This is a genomic window from Arthrobacter sp. 05T442 (genome assembly GCF_056395945.1).
The window spans coordinates 1-17,899 of sequence record NZ_JBFTKM010000008.1 but is presented as its reverse complement, the minus strand read 5'-3'; the positions used below and the strand labels follow the sequence as shown (position 1 = coordinate 17,899).

Genomic DNA, 17,899 nt, shown 5'->3' with positions numbered 1-17,899 from the left:
CTGTCCGTCCCTTTTTCTCCTAAGGGACATCCTGTAGCAATAGTGCCACGCCGGGTGCCCCGGCGGGGGCCTTTGTTCCTATGAACCCGGGCTGAGGCCGAGGAGTTCTGCCAGGAACGGCCCGGCCTCCCGATGCCGGGCAAACAGACCCCCGGTGAGGGCCTCGGTTCCCCGCAGCGGCTCGCGCGTGGGGACCCGCTGAAGCCGCCCGCGGCCGGGAACATCGAAGATGACGGAGTCCCAGCTGGCCCCCACCAGATCGGTCCCGAAGCGGCTGACACAGCGCCCGCGGAAGAACGCACGCGTGTCCGACGGCGGTTCCGTCACCGCACCTGCGATCGCAGCGTCGTCGACGATCCGCTGCATCCGGTCGCGGGCGAGCAGCCGGTGGTAAAGTCCCTTTTCGGGCCGGATGTCGGCCCATTGCAGGTCGATGAGGCCAAGGCGCGCATTGTCCCAGCCGAGGCCGTCCCGCTGCCGGTAGCCCTCCAGAAGGGACAGCTTGGCCAGCCATTCCACCGAGGAAGCGGCCCCCGTACGGTCGCTGCCCAGTTCGGTCAGCGTGGCAGACCAGCGTTCGAGTACATCGTGGGTGTGCCCGTCACCGTCCACCGCGTCCGCGACACCGGTGTCCTGGGCGTGCTTCGCGGCGGCCTCGTAGTAAATCCACTGCAGGTCCAGTGCCGTGATCCGGCGTCCGTCGTGCAGCCGCAGCGTGGCCGTGAGGGAGGTGTCGTGGCTGACGGCCTGCAGGGCCGCCACCGGTTCGTGAACCTCAATCCGCGGCGCCAGGCCGGCCTCGATGAGGCTCAAGACCATCGCGGTTGTGCCGAATTTCAGGTAGTTGGACGCCTGGCTGAGGTTGGCGTCGCCGATGATGACGTGGAGCCGGCGGTACTTGTCCGCCGTGGCGTGGGGCTCGTCGCGGGTGTTGATGATGGGGCGCCGGATCGTCGTCTCGAGTCCGACCTCGGTCTCGAAAAAATCGGCGCGCTGGCTGATCTGGTAGCCGGGCCGGGAGCTGTCCTGCCCCATGCCCACGCGGCCGGCACCGCAGATGATCTGCCGGGTGACGAAGAACGGCGTCAGCCCGCGGACGATGTCCCCGAACGGCACCGCGCGGGGCATCAGGTAGTTCTCATGGGAGCCGTAGGAGACCGACTTGTTGTCCGTGTTGTTCTTGTAGAGATTGATGGGCGGCAGGTCCGGGTCCGCGGCGAGGCGGCGCACTGCCGCCAAAGCCACGAGGTCCCCGGCGGCGTCCCAGCAAACTGCATCGCGCGGATTCGTGACCTCCGGGCTCGAGTACTCCGGGTGGGCGTGGTCGACGTACAGCCGTGCCCCGTTGCCGAGGACCATGTTCATGAGGAGGGAGCCGGACTCGTCCTCCCCATCGGCCTCCAGCTCCTGGCGCCCATAGGCGAGGGCCACCGCCTCAGCGTCTAGGACAGGAGGTAAGTCCGTGAGCTGTCCGGGTGAGGCCGCGCTCCGCTCCAGTGTCCAGCCGCGGGCATCGTGCAGCGGCTCCTCGTCGGTGTAATCCCACCGGGTTTCAGCCCCGCCGGCGGCGCGCTGCCGCGTCACCTGCGCGTAGGCCTGGATCACCCGGGCAGACATCATGGTGGCGTTGGCTCCGGGTGCGGACGGCGCGTGGATTCCGTACTCGGTCTCCGAGCCCATCACCCTCATCGCCCCGCCCGCAGGCAGGCCACCGGCGGCGTCGGCCGGCCTGCCCGGGACAACAGCCGTCACAGGTACTGGCCCGTGCTGGGCATCGTCTCGATGGACTTGCCGGGCTCCTGGCCCGCCTTGCCCTGGACGATGGTGCGGATGTAGGTGATGCGCTCGCCCTTCTTGCCTGAGATCCGTGCCCAGTCATCCGGGTTGGTGGTGTTCGGCATGTCCTCGTGCTCTCGGAACTCGTCAACCACGGCACGCAGCAGATGGTCGATCCGCAGGCCCTTCTGCCCGATGGTCAGCAGGTCCTTGATGGCGTATTTTTTGGCCCGGTCCACCACGTTCTGCACCACGGCACCGGAATTGAAGTCCTTGAAGTAGAGCATCTCGGTGTCGCCGTTGGCGTACGTTACCTCGAGGTATTCGTTGGACTTCTCGGTGGAGTACATGGCCTCGACGGTCCGCTGGACCATCGCATCCACGGTGGCCTGGACATCGCCGTTGTGTTCGGCGAGATCGGTCACATGGAACGGAAGATCGCGGGTGATGTACTTGTTGAAGATGTCCGCGGCGGCCTCGGCGTCGGGGCGCTGGATCTTTACCTTGACGTCCAGCCGGCCCGGACGCAGGATGGCCGGGTCGATCATGTCCTCCCGGTTGGAGGCGCCGATCACGATCACGTTGTCGAGCCGCTCCACGCCGTCGATCTCGCTGAGCAGCTGCGGGACAATCGTTGTCTCGACGTCGGAGGAGATGCCGGTGCCACGCGTGCGGAACAGCGAATCCATTTCATCGAAGAACACCACCACAGGGCTGCCCTCGGACGCCTTTTCGCGGGCGCGGGCGAAGATCAGCCTGATGTGCCGTTCCGTTTCGCCGACGTACTTGTCGAGGAGCTCGGGGCCCTTGATGTTCAGGAAATAACTCTTCATGTCGGTCTTGCCGGCACGCTCGGCTGCCCGCGCGGCGAGGGAGTTCGCCACGGCCTTGGCAATCAGGGTCTTGCCGCAGCCCGGCGGTCCGTAAAGGAGGATGCCCTTGGGCGCCTTCAGCCCGTGCTCGCGGTACAGGTCCGGATGCAGGAACGGGAGTTCCACGGCGTCGCGGATCTGCTCGATCTGCGGTCCAAGACCGCCGATATCCTGGTAGGTGATATCGGGCACTTCTTCCAGGACCAGGTTCTCCACTTCGGAGCGCGGAATCTTCTCCAGCGCGTAGCCGGTGCGGGAGTCGATCGAGAGGGCGTCCCCGACCCGGAGCTTCTGCGCCAGGAGTGCTCCCGAGAGCCGGATGACGCGTTCCTCGTCGGCCCGCCCGACGACGAGGGCGCGGTCCGGACCGAGCATCTCCTTGAGCGTGACGAGATCCCCCGCCCGCTCGTAGCCGAGACCGGCCACGACCATCAGGGCTTCGTTGAGGAGGACCTCCTGGCCGACCGCGAGCTGGTTGAGGTTCACCAGCGGACTGACCCCGACACGCATCTTCCGCCCGGCGTTGAAGATGTCCACGGACTCCTCGGTGGCAGCCTGTCCGCTGTTGCCGGCGGACGGCTGGCGCTTGGGGTTAACCTGAAGGATCGTGCCGAAACTGTAGGGCGGCTGGCCTTCCTGGTCGAGGGCGTTCTTGAGCCGCAGGATTTCGGCTTTTGCGGTCTCCAGCATGGCGACCAACTTGGAGTTGTTCTGCGTCGCGGCAGCGAGCTGGCGGTCAATATGCCTGAGCTTGTCCCTAAGAATGTTGACCTGTCGCTCTGCCACGGACAGTTCGTTGGCCGCGTAGCGGTCACCGTCGGTGGCTGAGGGCCAGCCCTCGCCTTGGCCGGCATCCGCCCGCGCGGCTGTGGCCGCTGCGTCGTCCGCCGGTGTGCGGCCCGGGTCAGTGTTCGGAGTGTCCATCGTGCATCAGCCCCTTCCTGCTCTTCTATTAAGACCTTAGCCCCAAGAAGGCGGGTGCCGCTGGAGACATCCGAAATATGCTGGCTAGTTCGTTACCTCCGGGGCGTCCACGACGTTCGTCCCGGCAATGGCATCCCGCGCGGCGCGGCGGAGCTTCTTGTCCGAGACGGCCCGCTCCCCCACTGCCCCGGGCGTCCAGGCGTTGACGTCCTCTTCGTTGAAGTCCGTCTTGGACGGGCGGCGCTTCATGGAGATGCCCGTGACGCCGTCAGCGAGGCGGCGGGTGACGAGCAGGAAGCCGGTGTGGGCCACCATCCGGTGGTCGGGCCGCACGGCCAGGCCCTCAAGGTGCCAGCCGCGGACCATGGATTCCCAGGCGTCGGGCTCGGTGAAGCGGCCGTCGGCGCGGATGGCCTCGGCGGTGCGGGACAACTGAGTCACAGTGGCGACATAATTGATCCACACGCCGCCCGGGGCCAGGACGGTTGCGACGGCGTCGAGGCACTCCCAGGGGGCGAGCATGTCCAGGACCACGCGGTCCACGGAAGCGGGAGCCTCCGTCCGGACGACTTCCTCCTGGAAATCGCCGAGGGAGATTTTCCACGCCGGGTGCGGTCCGCCGAAGATCGTCTCGACGTTGCCACGGGCGATGTCCGCGAATTCCTCGCGGCGTTCAAAAGAGTGCAGGTAGCCGTTGTCCCCCACCGCACGCAGCAGCGAGATGGACAGTGCGCCGGAGCCGACCCCGGCCTCGACGACGCGTGCGCCCGGGAAGATGTCCGCCATGGTGACGATCTGTCCGGCGTCCTTGGGGTAGACCACCGCTGCGCCGCGGGGCATCGAAAGCACGAAGTCTGAGAGCAGCGGCCGCAGGGTCTGGTACTGCTGGCCGACGTTGTTCACGACGACGGAGCCGTCGGGCTTGCCGATGATCTCGTCGTGGTTCAGGAAGCCGCGGTGCGTGTGGAAGGCACCGCCTACTTCGAGGCTGATCGTGTTCATGCGGCCGCGCTCGTCGGTGAGCTGCACGCGCTCGCCTTCGCGGAACGGGCCGCGGCGGCGGGTCGCTCCCACCGGCGCCGTACCGGTGGCCGGCACGGCGGCTGCTCCGGTGGCGGGGCTGGCCGGTGCCGTGGCGGCGGCCTGGCTGGTGTTGGCGGCGGTGTCGCTGCTCATGAAGATGTTCCTCACTCCTGTAAAGCTCTGTGGCCGCAAATCTTCCGGCGGGCACCGGTCCTTGCGTGTGGGGCCGGAATTCACGACCGGCACGTAACTCTACCGGTTCCGGCCCTGGTTGGGGCCTTCGCCCGGGTTGCCGCGGTGGTTGCGGGGCTGTTTTCAGGCGTTGGCCGGCCCGCGACTGCCGTTGCCTGGACCCTTCCCGGTGATGGCGTTGAGAACGGTGGACTGGCGGAGCAGGCCGGTGACCGCTCCGTCCCGGTCCACCACTGCGTACTCCTGGCCTTCCAGCTGGGCCAGGTACTGGACCAGTTCCTGGCCCTGCGACCATTCCGGAACGTAGGCGCCGGCGCCAAGGGCGTAGGACACCGCGGTGACAGGGGTCACCGCGACAGCCGCCGCAGGAACGCTCGCGGCAGCCCCAGCGTCCACGACTGCCACTGGGCGGCCGTCCGGGCCGCACAGCACGACCGCCGGCGTCCCGGCCGGAGCCAGGGCAAGGGCGTCCGCGACTGTCGCGGATTCGGGCAGGCCCACGGCGGGCTCGGCGAGGGCCGCCGCGTCCACGAGGTGCAGCCGGCTCCGCAGCCGTGCCTGTTGGATCGAGGCCGTCGCGCCCATCCAGAGGAAACTGCCGACCAGAACCGTGATGAGGATGAAGGAAACGTCCGGGAGCCCCCCGCTGAGCAGGGGCAGCACCACAAACCAGAGGGCAAGGGCGATGACGATGATCCTGCCGCCCCAGCCTGCGGCAATCGTCCCCTTTTCCTGGCTGCCGGTCGCCTTCCATACGGCGGATTCGACGAGCCGGCCGCCGTCCAGGGGAAGGCCGGGCAGCACGTTGAAGATGCCGATCAGCATGTTGGCCCACACGAAGATGTTGGCCAGGATGTTAGCGACGCCGCTGAGACTAGCGGTGGACACCAACAGCCAGCCGCCGCCTGCCAGCACGAAGTTCGCTGCCGGTCCGGCCATGGCCACCAGTACCGACCGGCCCGGGGATGCGGTGAAACTCTCGAACTGGGTGTGGCCGCCCCAGAGATTGAGGACGATTTTCTGGGTGGGCCAGTGGTATATCTTGGCGGTCAGCGCATGGGCGAGCTCGTGCACCAGCACGGATATCAGGAGCAGCACGGCGTACGCGAACGCCACCAGGTAGGCCGTGAGGCCAAGGCGGGGATTGTTGTGCTGGAGGACGGGCCCATAGACGATAACGGTGAACGCCGCGATCACGAACCAGGAATACGCGAGGACTACCGGAATCCCCGCGATGCGTCCCAGCGGGATTCCCTCCCTACGGGTGGACAGGCCCTGGCCGGGCTGCCCCTGGGTCTCGGTGTCAGTCAACGCCGTTGCTCCCCGTGACGGCACTTGCCAGCCCGAATGTCGCGTCCGGGAACTCGTGACGCAGGGCCACTAGCTCTTCAAGGTCGGCCACGGTGCGGCCCTCCAAGGTGTCCCAGGTGGCGCGGCGGGGATCGTCCGGGAGCGGCATGATGTGCGGAATGGCGACCGTCACGACGCCAGACGTCACCGCTGCGGCGACTCCCGGCTCGGAGTCTTCAAGCGCCACACACTCGTGCAGCGTTAGTCCCGGATCCTGTTGTTGAAGCAGTTCCACGGCCTTGAGGTAGGCCTCCGGATGGGGCTTGCCGTTGGTGACGGTGTCCCCGGTGACGAGAAAGTCGAAGTACGGCTTTGGCAGACTGGCAACAATCTCGCGGGCCAGGGGGGCCTCGGACATGGTCACGAGGGCGCAGCGGACTCCGGCGGAGTGGAGCTCGTCGAGCAGCTCCCGCGCCCCGGGCCGCCATGGTACGGCGATCCGTACCCGGCTGATTACGTGAGCGGTGAGGGTGTCGATGATTTCGCGGCGCTCCAGCTTCACGCCGGCGTCCTGCAGGATCCCCGCGGAAAACATGAGGGACTGGCCCACGAGCTGCATGGCCTTGGCATGTGACCACTCTCCGCCGTGGGCGGCGACGAGGGCGTGTTCAGCCTCGATCCAGTACGGTTCCGTGTCGACGATGGTGCCGTCCATGTCCCAGAGCGCAGCTTTGAGAAGTGGCCGGGAAGCTGAGGATCGCATGCGTCCAGTCTACGGTGAAGCCCCGGCCCGCCGTCCGGACTACGCCGCTGGCGAATATCAGGTGGCCGGGGGCCGCCGCCGGCGCCCACGAGCGGCACGGGTGCGGCATGTGGGCAGAGATTTGCCGACTTGCGGTGCTTCATTCCCTGCACGGGCCCGCCCCTTGGAAGTAGGGTGATGAGATGAATAGCTTCGAGGGAGACCCCACGGAACCAGGCGCCGTCCCCGAGCCGGAGCGGCTGCTGCAGCCGGTTCCCGAGGGGCGGCGTATCACGGTGATGATGGCCGCGTTTGAGGGCTGGAACGACGCCGGCGAGGCCGCGAGCGACGCCCTGCGCTATCTGAACAAGCTGTGGGGCGGCAAGAAGGTCGCGACGATCGACGCCGATGAGTACTACGACTTCCAGTTCACACGGCCGACGATCCGCCGGACCGCCTCGGGTGACCGGAAGATCAAGTGGCCCTCCACGCGTATCTTCAAGGCCAGCGTTCCGGACTCCAACGTGGACGTGATCTTTGTGCAGGGCACGGAGCCGTCCTATAAGTGGCGCGCTTATACGGCCGAGCTCCTCGTGCATGCGGAAGCCCTGCACGTCGACTACGTGATCCTGGTCGGCGCCCTCCTCGCGGACGTGCCGCACAGCCGCCCCATCCCCGTCAGTACGTCAACGGACGACAACGCCCTGCGTGAGCGGATGGATCTGGAGGCGTCGCAGTATGAGGGCCCGGTCGGAATCGTCGGCGTGCTCGGCGAGGTGGCATTGCTGGCAGGTTTGCCCACGGTGTCGCTCTGGGCGGCCGTACCGCACTACGTGGCCCAGGCGCCCTCCCCGAAGGCACAACTGGCCCTCTTGCACCGGATCGAGGAGCTGCTGCAGGTCCCCCTGGACACCCAGGAACTCGTGGAGGAATCGGACGCGTGGGAACGCGGTGTCGACGAGCTGGCTACGGAGGACCCTGAAATTGCGGCCTACGTGCGCCAGTTGGAGGAGGCAAAGGACACCGCCGACCTCCCGGAGGCAAGCGGCGAGTCGATTGCGCGCGAATTCGAGCGCTACCTCAAACGGCGGGGCAAGGACAAGCCCTCGTAAACGGGCTTGCGCAGGGCCGGCCCGCCTGGCCTGGAATGCGATCCGGCGGGCCCCGGATTTCGATCTAGAGTTCGACGCCGAGCAGGGCGTTGACGGCGTCGCCCACCAGGGCCGCGTCCGTGGACGAGCCGGAAACCGTGCCGGAGTGCTCCAGCGCTGCTTTCGCCCAGGCGTCGACGGCGGCCAGCGCCGCGGGGGCGTTCAAATCATCGGACATCTCGGCCCGCAGCCGGGCGATGAGCCCGCCGGCGGAACCCGCGGGGGCCGCCGCCAGGGCGGAGCGCCACGTTTGGAGCCTTTCCTTGGCTTCGTGGAACCCGGCATCGGTCCAGGACCAGTCCGAACGGTAGTGATGCGCCAGGATGGCCAGCCGGATGGCGGCCGGATCTTCGCCTGCGGCCCGGAGCCGCGAAACGAGCACCAGGTTGCCCTTGGACTTGCTCATCTTTTCGCCGTCGAGGCCCACCATCCCGGCGTGTGCAAAGTGGCGGGCCAGCGGGACGCCGGCCAGCGAATAGGCGTGTCCGGCGCCCATCTCGTGGTGCGGGAAGATGAGGTCGGATCCGCCGCCCTGGACGGTGAACGGGGCCGGCAAATGTTTCTGCGCGATGACGGTGCATTCGATGTGCCAGCCGGGCCGCCCCTCCCCCAGTTCGCCGCCGGGCCAAGAGGGCTCGCCCTCGCGGGCGACACGCCACAGCAGCGGGTCAAGCGCCTGGCGCTTCCCGGCGCGTCCCGGGTCGCCGCCGCGTTCGGCGAAAAGTTCCAGCATTTCGGCGTCGGACAGGCCCGAAACGGAGCCGAGCGTCCATGCGTCGGCAGCGGCGCCTGCGACGTCGACAGCGTCCGCGGAGTGCTTGCCGGCGGCTTCGACATCATAGTAGACATCTCCATCGGGTTCGCCGGCGGCACCGGCGACCCTGTAGGCCAGGCCCTGGTGGAGGAGGCGCTCGATCGCGGGCACGATCATCGGCACGGCTTCAACGGCACCGACGTAGTGGTCCGGGGCCAGGACGTTGAGGGCTTCCATGTCCGTCTGGAACAGCTCGATCTGGCTTGCCGCGAGGTCTCGCCAGTCCACGCCGGTCGCCGTCGCGCGTTCGAGCAGGGGGTCGTCGACGTCGGTCACGTTCTGGACATAGGAAACCTGCTGCTTGCCGTCCCGCCAGGCACGGTTGAGAAGGTCGAAGGCGACGTAGCTGGCCGCGTGCCCCATGTGCGTGGCGTCGTAGGGGGTGATGCCGCAGACGTACATGGACTGCTCACCCGCTGCCTCCAGGGTGACGACGCGGCCTTTGACGGTGTCAAAGAGGCGCACGGCAGGCATGCTGCCCGGGAGTTGGGGAACAGGGCGGGATATCCAGGACTTCACAGCCCAAGCCTAGTGCTAGGCACTGATGACATTGAAACCGAGCAGCAGGTACAGCGCCAGGCCTGCGAAGATCCGGTACCAGACGAAGAGGCGGTAGCTGCGGGTCGAGACGTACTTCAGGAACCAGCCGATGATGACGTAGCCCACAGCGAAGGCGATAACTGTGGCCAGTGCGGTTTCCGGCAGCCCGTACGGTCCGGTGATCCCTTCTTTGGTGAGGACTTTGTAGAGCTCGTAGAGGCCGCTGCCGAAGACGGCCGGGATCGCGAGCAGGAAGGAATAGCGTGCCGCCGCTTCCCGGGTGTAGCCCATGAGCAGACCGGCCGTGATGGTGCCGCCGGAGCGGGATACGCCCGGGATGAGGGCCATGGCCTGGGCCAGCCCGTACAGGATTCCGTGTTTGTAGGTGAGCTTGGAGAGGTAGCGCTCCTGGCGCCCCACGGCGTCGGCGACGGCCAGGATCATGCCAAACACAATGAGCGTGGTGGCCACGATCCACAGGCTGCGGAGCACCGATTCGATCTGGTTCTGGAACAGCAGGCCGAGGATGATGATCGGCAGGCTGCCCAGGATGACCAGCCAACCCATGCGAGCGTCCGGATTCTGCCGGGACACCTTGCCGGTAAGGGAGCCGAACCATGCCCTGACGATCCGGACGATGTCATGCCAGAAGTAGACGATGACCGCCGTCTCGGTTCCCAGTTGGGTGATGGCGGTAAACGCCGCGCCCGGATCTGAGCCGTTGGGAAAGAACGAGCCAACAATCCGCAGATGGGCGCTTGAGGAAATCGGGAGGAATTCGGTCAGTCCCTGCACAAGGCCCAGCAGGGCCGCTTCAAACCAGTTCACGTTTATAGACCCTACGTTATGAACCCCTCCGAATCCCCGTAAGCTTGCTGACATGCAGCAGCGTTATGTCGGCAACAGTGGTTTGCGCGTGTCCGCCCTCTCCCTTGGCACCATGTCCTGGGCCCGTGAGACCGATGAGCAGGATGCCTCCGGGCTGCTGCGGACCTTTGTCGACGGCGGCGGTTCCCTGATCGACACAGCAGCGTCCTACGCCGACGGCCAGGCCGAAGCCATGCTTGGCGGGATGCTCGGCGACGTCGTCGCGCGCTCCGAGGTGGTGATCTCCACCAAAGCCGGACTTTCCACGTCGGACGGGCGCCGGAGCGTTGACACGTCCCGTAACGGGATGCTCTCCGGCCTGGACGCAAGCCTTGCCCGGCTGGGCACTGAGTACGTGGACCTATGGTTCGCCCATGCCTGGGACCCCAACGTGCCGCTGGACGAAACGCTGTCCGCGCTGGAGTACGCCGTACGTTCGGGCCGGGCCCGCTATGCCGGTGTTTCGAACTTCAATGGCTGGCAGACGGCCAAGGCGGCGGCGGTTGCCGGTTTCCCCTTGGTGGCGAACCAGTCCGAATATTCGCTGCTGCACCGCACGCCGGAAATCGAGCTGATCCCCGCGGTCGAGGATGCCGGACTGGGCCTGATGGCGTGGGGGCCCCTGGGGCGCGGCGTCCTGAGCGGAAAATACCGGGGCCACATCCCCGCCGATTCGCGTGCCGCCCACCAGCGGCTCGCCGGTTACGTGGAGCCTTACCTCGAGGGGCCCGCCTCCAGTGTGGTCGAAGCAATCGCGATGGCCGCGAAAGGACTGGGCAGGACCTCACTGGACGTCTCGCTGAGCTGGCTGCTCTCCCGGCACGGGGTTGCCACGGCCATCGTGGGCGCCCGGACGCCCGTTCAGCTCAAGGAGATTCTCGAGTCCACGCTCGCGCCGCTGCCGCCGGAAATTGCGCAGGCGCTGGAAGACGTGTCCAGCCCTGCCTGACGCAGGCGCTGGAATATCGCTAGTTCTGCTCGGATTCCTGGAGGATCTCGAGGTCTTCCTCGTCGTCGACGTCCTCTTCCTCGTCGTCGTCGCTGTCGTCGTCGATCACTTCGAGCGGCGTGACCTCCCCGTACGCTTCGTACAGGGAGTCGTCGTAGACTTCAAAGGCGTCGGCAACGGCAAAGAAGGCCGCCTCGACCGCCGGGTCCCCCTCGCCGCGGCGCGCCGCGGCGGCAGCCAAGTGTTCTTCCAAAGCGGCGGTCAGGGACTCAAGCGCGACACGCGGATCGATGCTCATGACTTCACGTTAGCCGGAAAAGGACGAAAATGGAGAGCAATGAAGGAACATTTTCTGAGCAGTTCAGTCCAGCGGGAACGGGACTATGTGAAGCAGTACGAGTACCTCGTACTGACGGTGGGGCCTGAGGATTCCCTGCCCGAGGCGCGCCGCAGGCTCGTGGAACATTCCGAGTACGGCAAGTGGGAACTGGAGCGCAGCGTCCTGTATCTGGGCGGCGGACGCCGCTTCTGGCTCCGCCGGAAAGTGATTCAGGTCCAGCGGACCGTCTAGGGCGTTTCCAGCGGCCCCAGCCACGCATTGGCCACCGTATTATGCGCCGATTCGTCGTCGGACGGGTGGAACATTCCGGCCAGCACGTCCCGGTACAGCCGCTCCAGTTCGGAACCGCGGAAGTAGCTTGATCCACCGGAGACGCGGATGGCGAGGTCCACCACCGACCGTGCGGTTTCGGTCGCCCTGACCTTGAGTCCCACCAGCTTGGGGAACCACTGGCTGCCGTGCTCGGCCAGTTCGTCCACGTCCGAGGCCACGCGGGAGAGCTGCGGGTAGAGCGCGTCCATGGCCATCGCCGCTTCCGCCACCTTCCACCGGATATCCGGATCCTGCGCGTAGCTGCGGCCGCCGCTCTTGAACGAGGTCCGGCGTTTGGCGGCCTCAACGCCCAGCGCGAAGGCCCGTTCGCCGATGCCCGTGTAGACAGCCGCCAGGAGCGTCTCAAAGCAGGCGAAGATTGCAAAGACCAGCGGGTCCGCATTCGGGCCTACGGGCAGTTTCCTGAAGATCCGGTCCGCCGGTACGACGGCGCCCCGCAGCACGGTCGTATTGGACTGGCTGGCCCGCATGCCGAGCGTGTCCCAGTCCTGCAGGATCTCGTAGCCGGGGGTGTCCCGGGTGATGAAGCCGTGCACCAGCTCCCCCTCGCCGTCCCGGGCCGAGGCATCCTTTCCGAAAATCCCCAGCCTCGTCCACGCCGGGGACAGGCTCGTAAAGATCTTGTGGCCTGTGAAGCTGTAGCTGCCGTCCGGCAGCGGGATCGCCTCCGTCCGCGAGTCGAACAGCACCGAGTCGTTGCCCGCCTCCGAATTCCCGAACGCGAACACCTCTCCCTGTGCGGCCTCGCGGAGGACAAAATCCAGCGAGGAGTCGCCCCTGGCCGCCAGGACGTGCGCGACGCCGGTCCACACCAGGTGCATGTTGATGGCCAGCGCGGTGGCCGGCGCCGCCGTCGCCAGCCGCCGCTGCAGCTGTGCCGCGTCGGCGAGCCCGAGGCCCAGGCCGCCGTCGTACGCCGGCACGAAGATCTTCAGATAGCCGGCAGCGGCGAGTTCCGCCAGGTCTTCATGGAAGAACGCGTTGGCACGGTCGTAGCCGGCGGCCCGGCCGCGGATCCGTTCCAGCAGGGGCCCGGTCAGGATCTCTTCAGGTGTCACGGTCTATGTTCCGGCTCCGTCAGTGGTTGGACTCAGTAGTTGGTCAGTAGGGTGTCCAGGACCCGCGCGCCGAACTTCAGGGAATCGGCCGGGACGCGCTCGTCGACGCCGTGGAACATTCCGGTGAAGTCGAGCTCGTCCGGAAGCATCAGCGGGGCGAAGCCGTAGCCGGTGATGCCAAGCCTGCTCAGGGACTTGTTGTCCGTGCCGCCCGAAAGCGTGTACGGCAGGACCTTGGCCCCGGGATCCTCGGCGTGCAGGGCGTCGATCATCGAATCGACGAGATTGCCGGCAAACGGCACTTCCAGGGAGACGTCCTGGTGGACGTAGCTGATATCGACGCCTGTGCCCGCGAGCTCGCGGACGATCTCCAGGACCTGCTGCTCCTGCCCGGGCAGCGTGCGGCAGTCCACGAGGGCTTCGGCCGATTCGGGAATGACGTTGTGCTTGTAGCCGCCCTTGAGCAGTGTGGGGTTCGTGGTGTTCTGCAGCGTCGCCCCGACGAAGCGGGCCACCGTGCCCAGTTCCTTGAGGAGCTTGTCGGGATCGTCCGGATCGAATTCGACGCCGGTGAGTTCGGTCACGCCGTCGAGGAACTGCCTCGTGGTGGGCGTCAGTTCAATCGGCCATTTGTATTCCCCGATGCGCGCGACGGCGCCGGCCAGCCGCGTCACGGCGTTGTCCGTGTTGATCTGGGAGCCGTGGCCGGCGCGGCCGTGGGCGACGAGGCGCAGCCAGGACAGGCCTTTTTCAGCGGTCTGCAGCAGGTAGGTGCGCTGGCCGCCGATCGTAGCGGAGAACCCGCCGACCTCGGAGATCGCCTCGGTGGCCCCTTCAAAGAGTTCGGGCCGCTTCTCGACGGCGTAGCGGGCCCCGTAGGTGCCGCCGGCTTCCTCGTCGGCGAAGAACGCGAAGATGATGTCGCGGTTGGGCTTGCGGCCCGTGCGGGCGAAGTTGCGCAGTACGGAGAGGATCATGGCGTCCATGTCCTTCATGTCCACGGCGCCACGGCCCCAGATCAGGCCGTCCTTGAGTTCGGCGCCGAAGGGATCCACGGACCACTGCTCGCGGAGTGCCGGGACAACGTCCAGGTGTCCGTGCACAACCAGGGCGCTTGCCGAGGGGTCCTCCCCTGCCAGCCGGGTGACCACACTCGCCCGTCCGGGGGCGGCTTCGAAGATTTCGGCGTCCAGCCCGACCTCTGCCATGAGCCCGGCGGTGTATTCAGCAGCCGCGCGCTCCCCCGGACCGGAACCGTCCCCGTAGTTCGACGTGTCGATGCGGATCAGTTCCTGGCAGATCCTGACAACTTCGTCCTCGGGCCTGATTTCAGTCATGTGCAGCTCCTCGTGGATGCGGGTCATTTGCTGGCTTCAGCCTACCCACAAGCCCCGATTATTTGTTTCCGGAAAGTTCGTGCTAGAGTCTTTCTCGCTGCTTCGGAGAAATCCAAAACGCTGAAAGGCGAGAGGATCACCGAATTACCACCTGCGCGGGTGGCGGAATGGCAGACGCGCTAGCTTGAGGTGCTAGTCCTCGAAAGGGGGTGGGGGTTCAAGTCCCCCTCCGCGCACTGAAAAACCCCGGTTTTCCGGGGTTTTTTTGTGCCCAAAAACTGGGCGCCAACGGGTTCGACATCGGCGGCCCCAAAACCATCCGCTGTCCCGATGAGCTCCTCACCGCCCACGCCGACGAACCGGGCAAGAGTATTGCGCGCATTCTCGAACGCGTCGATCGCCGCCACGGCAAGCTGGTGGGCGCCGTGGTGCCCCGCCGCATTGGGCCGCTCGTTGAATTCCTGCTCCGCCTCAAGCACGCTCGGCGGGTTCTATGGGGTGGCACCCGGAGTCCGGATAAATCAACGGCTTGCCGTGGGCCTGCTGGTTCAGGATGGGGAAACCGTTGCGACTGCGCAGCACTTCGGCAGGGCGGGACCGGCTGACCTCATCCCATTGTGCGTCGTTAAGCCTGACAAGATTCGGAGGCTCCCGCGCTCGAGAAATATTGGCTTAATGCTTCCACGGCTGGACCCGGCCGAAGAAATGATGCGACTGGTCCCCATCCCCGCCTTCGGCCTCCATGGCCCCACGGGCGGGGGCATCCGCCGAACCCGTCGCGCGCCGCCTGCATCCGGCTCCGTGTCCAGGGCTATAGTCAGCACCACTGGCTGTGTACGATACTGGTCACTGCCCGTGCCGTGGCAGAGTTCGGATGACGCCGAAGGCCTCGTCGAATGTGGCGATTATCGAGGGAGAGCAAACATGTCCGAACCGGGTCAGGCTCCGAAAGTCAGGGTGCGCACCACCGGCGTCGTAGTCGCCGCCGTCGTGCTGGCCGCCCTGATAGTACTGCTGATTTTCACGCAAGCCAGCCCCGGCGCGGGCCGGCCCGACGCTCAGAGCACCCCTTCGCAGTCTGCGGCGCCCCCGACGGCGCCCGGCTCTGCTGCTGCGGCCCCCGCCGCAAAGCCCTCGGCGGGCCCGTCGGCAAGCGCTACCCCCGCTGTTGCTGTTCCGGCCCCCGTCGAGGCTTCGGCGGCCGAGAACGCCACTGCGTACGTGGGCAGGACGGCCGCGGTGCTTGCCACGGTGACACCGCCGCCTGAGGCCGAACTCTCTGCGTTGGCCACCGGCTCCGCCTACGACTCCCTGATGGCAAGGACCAGCGAGTTCAAGGCCAACGGCTGGCACCTCGACGGCAAACCGGAAGTGGTATCAACTGAGGTGGTCGGCTACCAGCCGAGCGCACAGCCGCCGACCGTCACCCTCAACGTTTGCATCGATTCCTCGGCCGTTTCCGTGCTGACGAATGACGGAGCGACGGTCCAGAAAGGCAGCGCCAAGGACCGGTCCTTGAATGTCATGACGCTGGTGCAGTCCCCGACGCAGACTTGGCGTGTCAGCCAAGTGACCTTTCCGGACAACCCGGTCTGCTAATTCCCTGAGCCGCCCGACGGCGGGCACCCTGCCCTGCGATAGCCCGGCCGGCAGCCCAGCCAGACCGACAGCAGGCTCAACCCGCCGGGCGTCGCTGTGCGGTTGGTCCGGCAGCCCAGGCAGACCGACAGCAGGCTCAACCCGCTGGGCATCCGGGACAGCGACACGCCCCTCATCCACACAGAGACGGACCCGCCGGCTGCTGGTACAGCTGCCGACGGGTCCATCTGTCGCTCATTAGGGGGGTGGTCCCCCGCTGCGTCTCAGGGCTGCTTGGTCATCGTAGCCTTGAGATCGAAGCTGATATCGGGTGTCGAGTGGTAGTTCAGATGAGTCTCCACCGCGATGGTGTTGATGCCGGCCACCAGCACGGACAGCGGCACGTTGATGGACAGCGGCGCCGCGTTGGCTTTGGCTGTGCTGGGCGCGGTTGACGCGTACGTTGAGAACGACACCGCCCCGGCGGGCATATTCTGCCGGGCAACCTCAGTTCCGTTGACGTACACCACCACCCCGTCGTCGGCCACAGTGTTCAGCGTCAGCTTCGAGACCTTGGCGAGGTTGTCCACATTGAACTGATCGAGGAAGTACGCTGCCAGCGGCCGGCTGATGGCTGGCGGGGGAACATCGACGTTCGTTCCCAGGCCCGTTGAGCCGAACCCGAGAACCGCGGTGCCGATCTTCCAGGAGGAAGCATCAAAGCCGTTGTTCTTCCACGCGGCATCCGGCGCCGTTGACGCGAAGCGCCAGCTCCACGAAGACTTCGCCGGCACCACGACCACATCCACCGGTCCCGTCACCGAGGTGACTGTCACCGGAGCCGTTGCCACACCGGTCGCACCCTTGTTATCCGTGGCTGTGAGCGTGACCGTGTATGTCCCAGCGGCGGCGTAGGTGTGAGTGGCCGTGGCACCTGTCCCGGTGGTGTTGTCACCATAATTCCAGGCATATGATGCCACCGTCCCGTCAGGATCGGCCGATGTGGACCCGTCCAGCGAAACTCCCAGTCCCGAAACCGTCGAGGTGAATTTGGCGACCGGGGCCTGGTTCGGCACCGTCCCGCCGACCGTTTCAGTGGCGCTCAGGTCGAAGCTGACGTCGGCCGTAGCATGGTAGTTCAGATGCGTCTCGACGGCGATGGTGTTGACCCCGTTCCGCAGCAGGAACACCGGCACATCCATCGTCACGGGGCTGGCCGCGGCCACCGAGGTGCGAGGCGCACTCGATGCGTAGGTATTGAACGTCACGGTGCCGGCAGGCATATTGGTCCTGCCTACCTCGGTTCCGTTGACGTACACCACCACGCCGTCGTCGGCGACCGTCTTGAGCGTCAGTTTGGAAACGCTGGCTGCGTTATCCACCGTGAATGTCTTGATGAAGTAGGCAGCAAGCGGTCGCGTGCTGGTTCCGGTGCTGACATCGACATTCGTACCCAGTCCCGTGGAGCCGAAGCCCAGGACGCCGTTTCCGGTCTTCCAGGACGAAGCGTCGAAGCCTTGTCCCTTCCAGCCGGCCGGAGGTGCGGTGGCTTCGTAGCGCCAGCTCCACGCGGATTTCGCCGGAACAGCCACCACGTCCACCGGTGCCGGTGCCGTCACCGTCACCGGATCGGTCTTCTCGCCCGTCGCGCTCTGGTTATCCGTCACGGTGAGCTTCACTGTGTAGGTTCCCGCAGCCGCGTATGTGTGGGTCGCGGTCGTACCCTGACCGACGGACCCGTCTCCGAAGTCCCAGGCGTAGGAGCTAACCGTGCCATCCGGATCCGAAGAGCCGGACCCGTCCACGGTGATCCCCAGATCCTTCACCGTCGAAGTGAACGATGCCACCGGCACCTTGTTCACCGGCGGTGCCGTCACCGTCACCGGATCGGTCTTCTCGCCCGTCGCGCTCTGGTTATCCGTCACGGTGAGCTTCACTGTGTAGGTTCCCGCAGCCGCGTATGTGTGGGTCGCGGTCGTACCCTGGCCGACGGACCCGTCTCCGAAGTCCCAGGCGTAGGAGCTAACCGTGCCATCCGGATCCGAAGAGCCGGACCCGTCCACCGTGATCCCCAGATCCTTCACCGTCGAAGTGAACGATGCCACCGGCACCT

Annotated in this window: 15 protein-coding genes, 1 tRNA gene and 1 pseudogene; 5 read left to right on the top strand and 12 right to left on the bottom strand. The window is 66.4% G+C overall.

What is annotated here, in order from left to right:
• Positions 1 to 78: 78 nt before the first annotated feature.
• The 5 genes from dop to AC1DES_RS09680 all read right to left on the bottom strand — a co-directional run bounded on the left by dop (position 79) and on the right by AC1DES_RS09680 (position 6,840).
• Positions 79 to 1,752, bottom strand: a complete 1,674-nt coding sequence (gene dop / locus AC1DES_RS09700; protein ID WP_476895491.1) for a depupylase/deamidase Dop — start codon at positions 1,750 to 1,752, stop codon at positions 79 to 81.
• Positions 1,749 to 3,572 (bottom strand): proteasome ATPase, encoded by a 1,824-nt coding sequence (gene arc, locus AC1DES_RS09695; RefSeq protein WP_476895490.1) that lies wholly within the window; start codon positions 3,570 to 3,572, stop codon positions 1,749 to 1,751. Before arc ends, dop begins: the two co-directional genes overlap by 4 nt.
• Positions 3,573 to 3,656: 84 nt before the next feature.
• On the bottom strand, positions 3,657 to 4,748 hold the full coding sequence (locus tag AC1DES_RS09690) for a tRNA (adenine-N1)-methyltransferase (protein ID WP_476895489.1): 1,092 nt from the start codon (positions 4,746 to 4,748) through the stop codon (positions 3,657 to 3,659).
• Between the two features lie 162 nt (positions 4,749 to 4,910).
• Positions 4,911 to 6,098 (bottom strand): site-2 protease family protein, encoded by a 1,188-nt coding sequence (locus AC1DES_RS09685; protein ID WP_476895488.1) that lies wholly within the window; start codon positions 6,096 to 6,098, stop codon positions 4,911 to 4,913.
• Positions 6,091 to 6,840, bottom strand: a complete 750-nt coding sequence (locus AC1DES_RS09680; protein WP_476895487.1) for an HAD family hydrolase — start codon at positions 6,838 to 6,840, stop codon at positions 6,091 to 6,093. The genes AC1DES_RS09685 and AC1DES_RS09680 overlap by 8 nt, the downstream gene beginning before the upstream one ends.
• Before the next feature lie 182 nt (positions 6,841 to 7,022).
• Here AC1DES_RS09680 and AC1DES_RS09675 point away from each other — a divergent pair, with 182 nt between their 5' ends.
• On the top strand, positions 7,023 to 7,931 hold the full coding sequence (locus tag AC1DES_RS09675) for a PAC2 family protein (protein ID WP_476895486.1): 909 nt from the start codon (positions 7,023 to 7,025) through the stop codon (positions 7,929 to 7,931).
• A gap of 64 nt (positions 7,932 to 7,995) precedes the next feature.
• Here the strand turns inward: AC1DES_RS09675 and mshC are convergent, their stop codons facing one another.
• Together mshC and AC1DES_RS09665 are read right to left on the bottom strand one after the other, a co-directional pair.
• Positions 7,996 to 9,303, bottom strand: coding sequence for a cysteine--1-D-myo-inosityl 2-amino-2-deoxy-alpha-D-glucopyranoside ligase (gene mshC / locus AC1DES_RS09670; protein ID WP_476895485.1), 1,308 nt, complete (start codon positions 9,301 to 9,303; stop codon positions 7,996 to 7,998).
• 15 nt (positions 9,304 to 9,318) lie between these two features.
• Complete coding sequence (locus AC1DES_RS09665; protein WP_476895484.1) at positions 9,319 to 10,152, bottom strand: undecaprenyl-diphosphate phosphatase; 834 nt, start codon at positions 10,150 to 10,152, stop codon at positions 9,319 to 9,321.
• 52 nt (positions 10,153 to 10,204) lie between these two features.
• On the opposite strand from AC1DES_RS09665, the gene AC1DES_RS09660 reads away from it, so the two are divergent.
• Positions 10,205 to 11,140 (top strand): aldo/keto reductase, encoded by a 936-nt coding sequence (locus AC1DES_RS09660; protein ID WP_476895483.1) that lies wholly within the window; start codon positions 10,205 to 10,207, stop codon positions 11,138 to 11,140.
• 19 nt (positions 11,141 to 11,159) lie between these two features.
• On the opposite strand, the gene AC1DES_RS09655 is transcribed toward AC1DES_RS09660, so the two are convergent.
• Positions 11,160 to 11,438, bottom strand: a complete 279-nt coding sequence (locus tag AC1DES_RS09655; protein ID WP_476895482.1) for a hypothetical protein — start codon at positions 11,436 to 11,438, stop codon at positions 11,160 to 11,162.
• A gap of 39 nt (positions 11,439 to 11,477) precedes the next feature.
• Here AC1DES_RS09655 and AC1DES_RS09650 point away from each other — a divergent pair, with 39 nt between their 5' ends.
• Positions 11,478 to 11,711: a DUF5703 family protein gene (locus tag AC1DES_RS09650; RefSeq protein WP_476895481.1), complete on the top strand. Its 234-nt coding sequence runs from the start codon at positions 11,478 to 11,480 to the stop codon at positions 11,709 to 11,711.
• Here AC1DES_RS09650 and AC1DES_RS09645 read toward each other — a convergent pair.
• Positions 11,708 to 12,871 (bottom strand): acyl-CoA dehydrogenase family protein, encoded by a 1,164-nt coding sequence (locus tag AC1DES_RS09645; protein ID WP_476895480.1) that lies wholly within the window; start codon positions 12,869 to 12,871, stop codon positions 11,708 to 11,710. The genes AC1DES_RS09650 and AC1DES_RS09645 overlap by 4 nt on opposite strands.
• A gap of 32 nt (positions 12,872 to 12,903) precedes the next feature.
• Positions 12,904 to 14,208 (bottom strand): M20/M25/M40 family metallo-hydrolase, encoded by a 1,305-nt coding sequence (locus tag AC1DES_RS09640; protein WP_476895479.1) that lies wholly within the window; start codon positions 14,206 to 14,208, stop codon positions 12,904 to 12,906.
• Positions 14,209 to 14,361: 153 nt separating this feature from the next.
• Between AC1DES_RS09640 and AC1DES_RS09635 the strand changes: the two genes are divergently transcribed.
• Positions 14,362 to 14,444, top strand: a tRNA-Leu gene (locus tag AC1DES_RS09635).
• A gap of 153 nt (positions 14,445 to 14,597) precedes the next feature.
• On the opposite strand, the pseudogene AC1DES_RS09630 reads toward AC1DES_RS09635, so the two are convergent.
• Positions 14,598 to 14,687: pseudogene (locus AC1DES_RS09630) on the bottom strand (hypothetical protein); the annotation flags it as partial.
• A 445-nt stretch (positions 14,688 to 15,132) separates the two neighbouring features.
• Between AC1DES_RS09630 and AC1DES_RS09625 the strand changes: the two are divergent.
• Complete coding sequence (locus AC1DES_RS09625) at positions 15,133 to 15,807, top strand: hypothetical protein (protein ID WP_476895478.1); 675 nt, start codon at positions 15,133 to 15,135, stop codon at positions 15,805 to 15,807.
• 263 nt (positions 15,808 to 16,070) lie between these two features.
• Here AC1DES_RS09625 and AC1DES_RS09620 read toward each other — a convergent pair.
• Positions 16,071 to 17,899: PKD domain-containing protein (locus tag AC1DES_RS09620; RefSeq protein WP_476895477.1), on the bottom strand; the 1,829-nt coding region annotated here is incomplete at its 5' end.

Excerpts from the sequence above, each read along its gene's own strand:
- AC1DES_RS09690 (WP_476895489.1), bottom strand. The coding sequence starts at position 4,748 with ATGAGCAGCGACACCGCCGCCAACACCAGCCAGGCCGCCGCCACGGCA.
- AC1DES_RS09650 (WP_476895481.1), top strand. The coding sequence starts at position 11,478 with ATGAAGGAACATTTTCTGAGCAGTTCAGTCCAGCGGGAACGGGACTAT.
- AC1DES_RS09640 (WP_476895479.1), bottom strand. The coding sequence starts at position 14,208 with ATGACTGAAATCAGGCCCGAGGACGAAGTTGTCAGGATCTGCCAGGAA.
- AC1DES_RS09680 (WP_476895487.1), bottom strand. The coding sequence starts at position 6,840 with ATGCGATCCTCAGCTTCCCGGCCACTTCTCAAAGCTGCGCTCTGGGAC.
- AC1DES_RS09660 (WP_476895483.1), top strand. The coding sequence starts at position 10,205 with ATGCAGCAGCGTTATGTCGGCAACAGTGGTTTGCGCGTGTCCGCCCTC.
- arc (WP_476895490.1), bottom strand. The coding sequence starts at position 3,572 with ATGGACACTCCGAACACTGACCCGGGCCGCACACCGGCGGACGACGCA.
- AC1DES_RS09625 (WP_476895478.1), top strand. The coding sequence starts at position 15,133 with ATGTCCGAACCGGGTCAGGCTCCGAAAGTCAGGGTGCGCACCACCGGC.
- AC1DES_RS09675 (WP_476895486.1), top strand. The coding sequence starts at position 7,023 with ATGAATAGCTTCGAGGGAGACCCCACGGAACCAGGCGCCGTCCCCGAG.
- AC1DES_RS09655 (WP_476895482.1), bottom strand. The coding sequence starts at position 11,438 with ATGAGCATCGATCCGCGTGTCGCGCTTGAGTCCCTGACCGCCGCTTTG.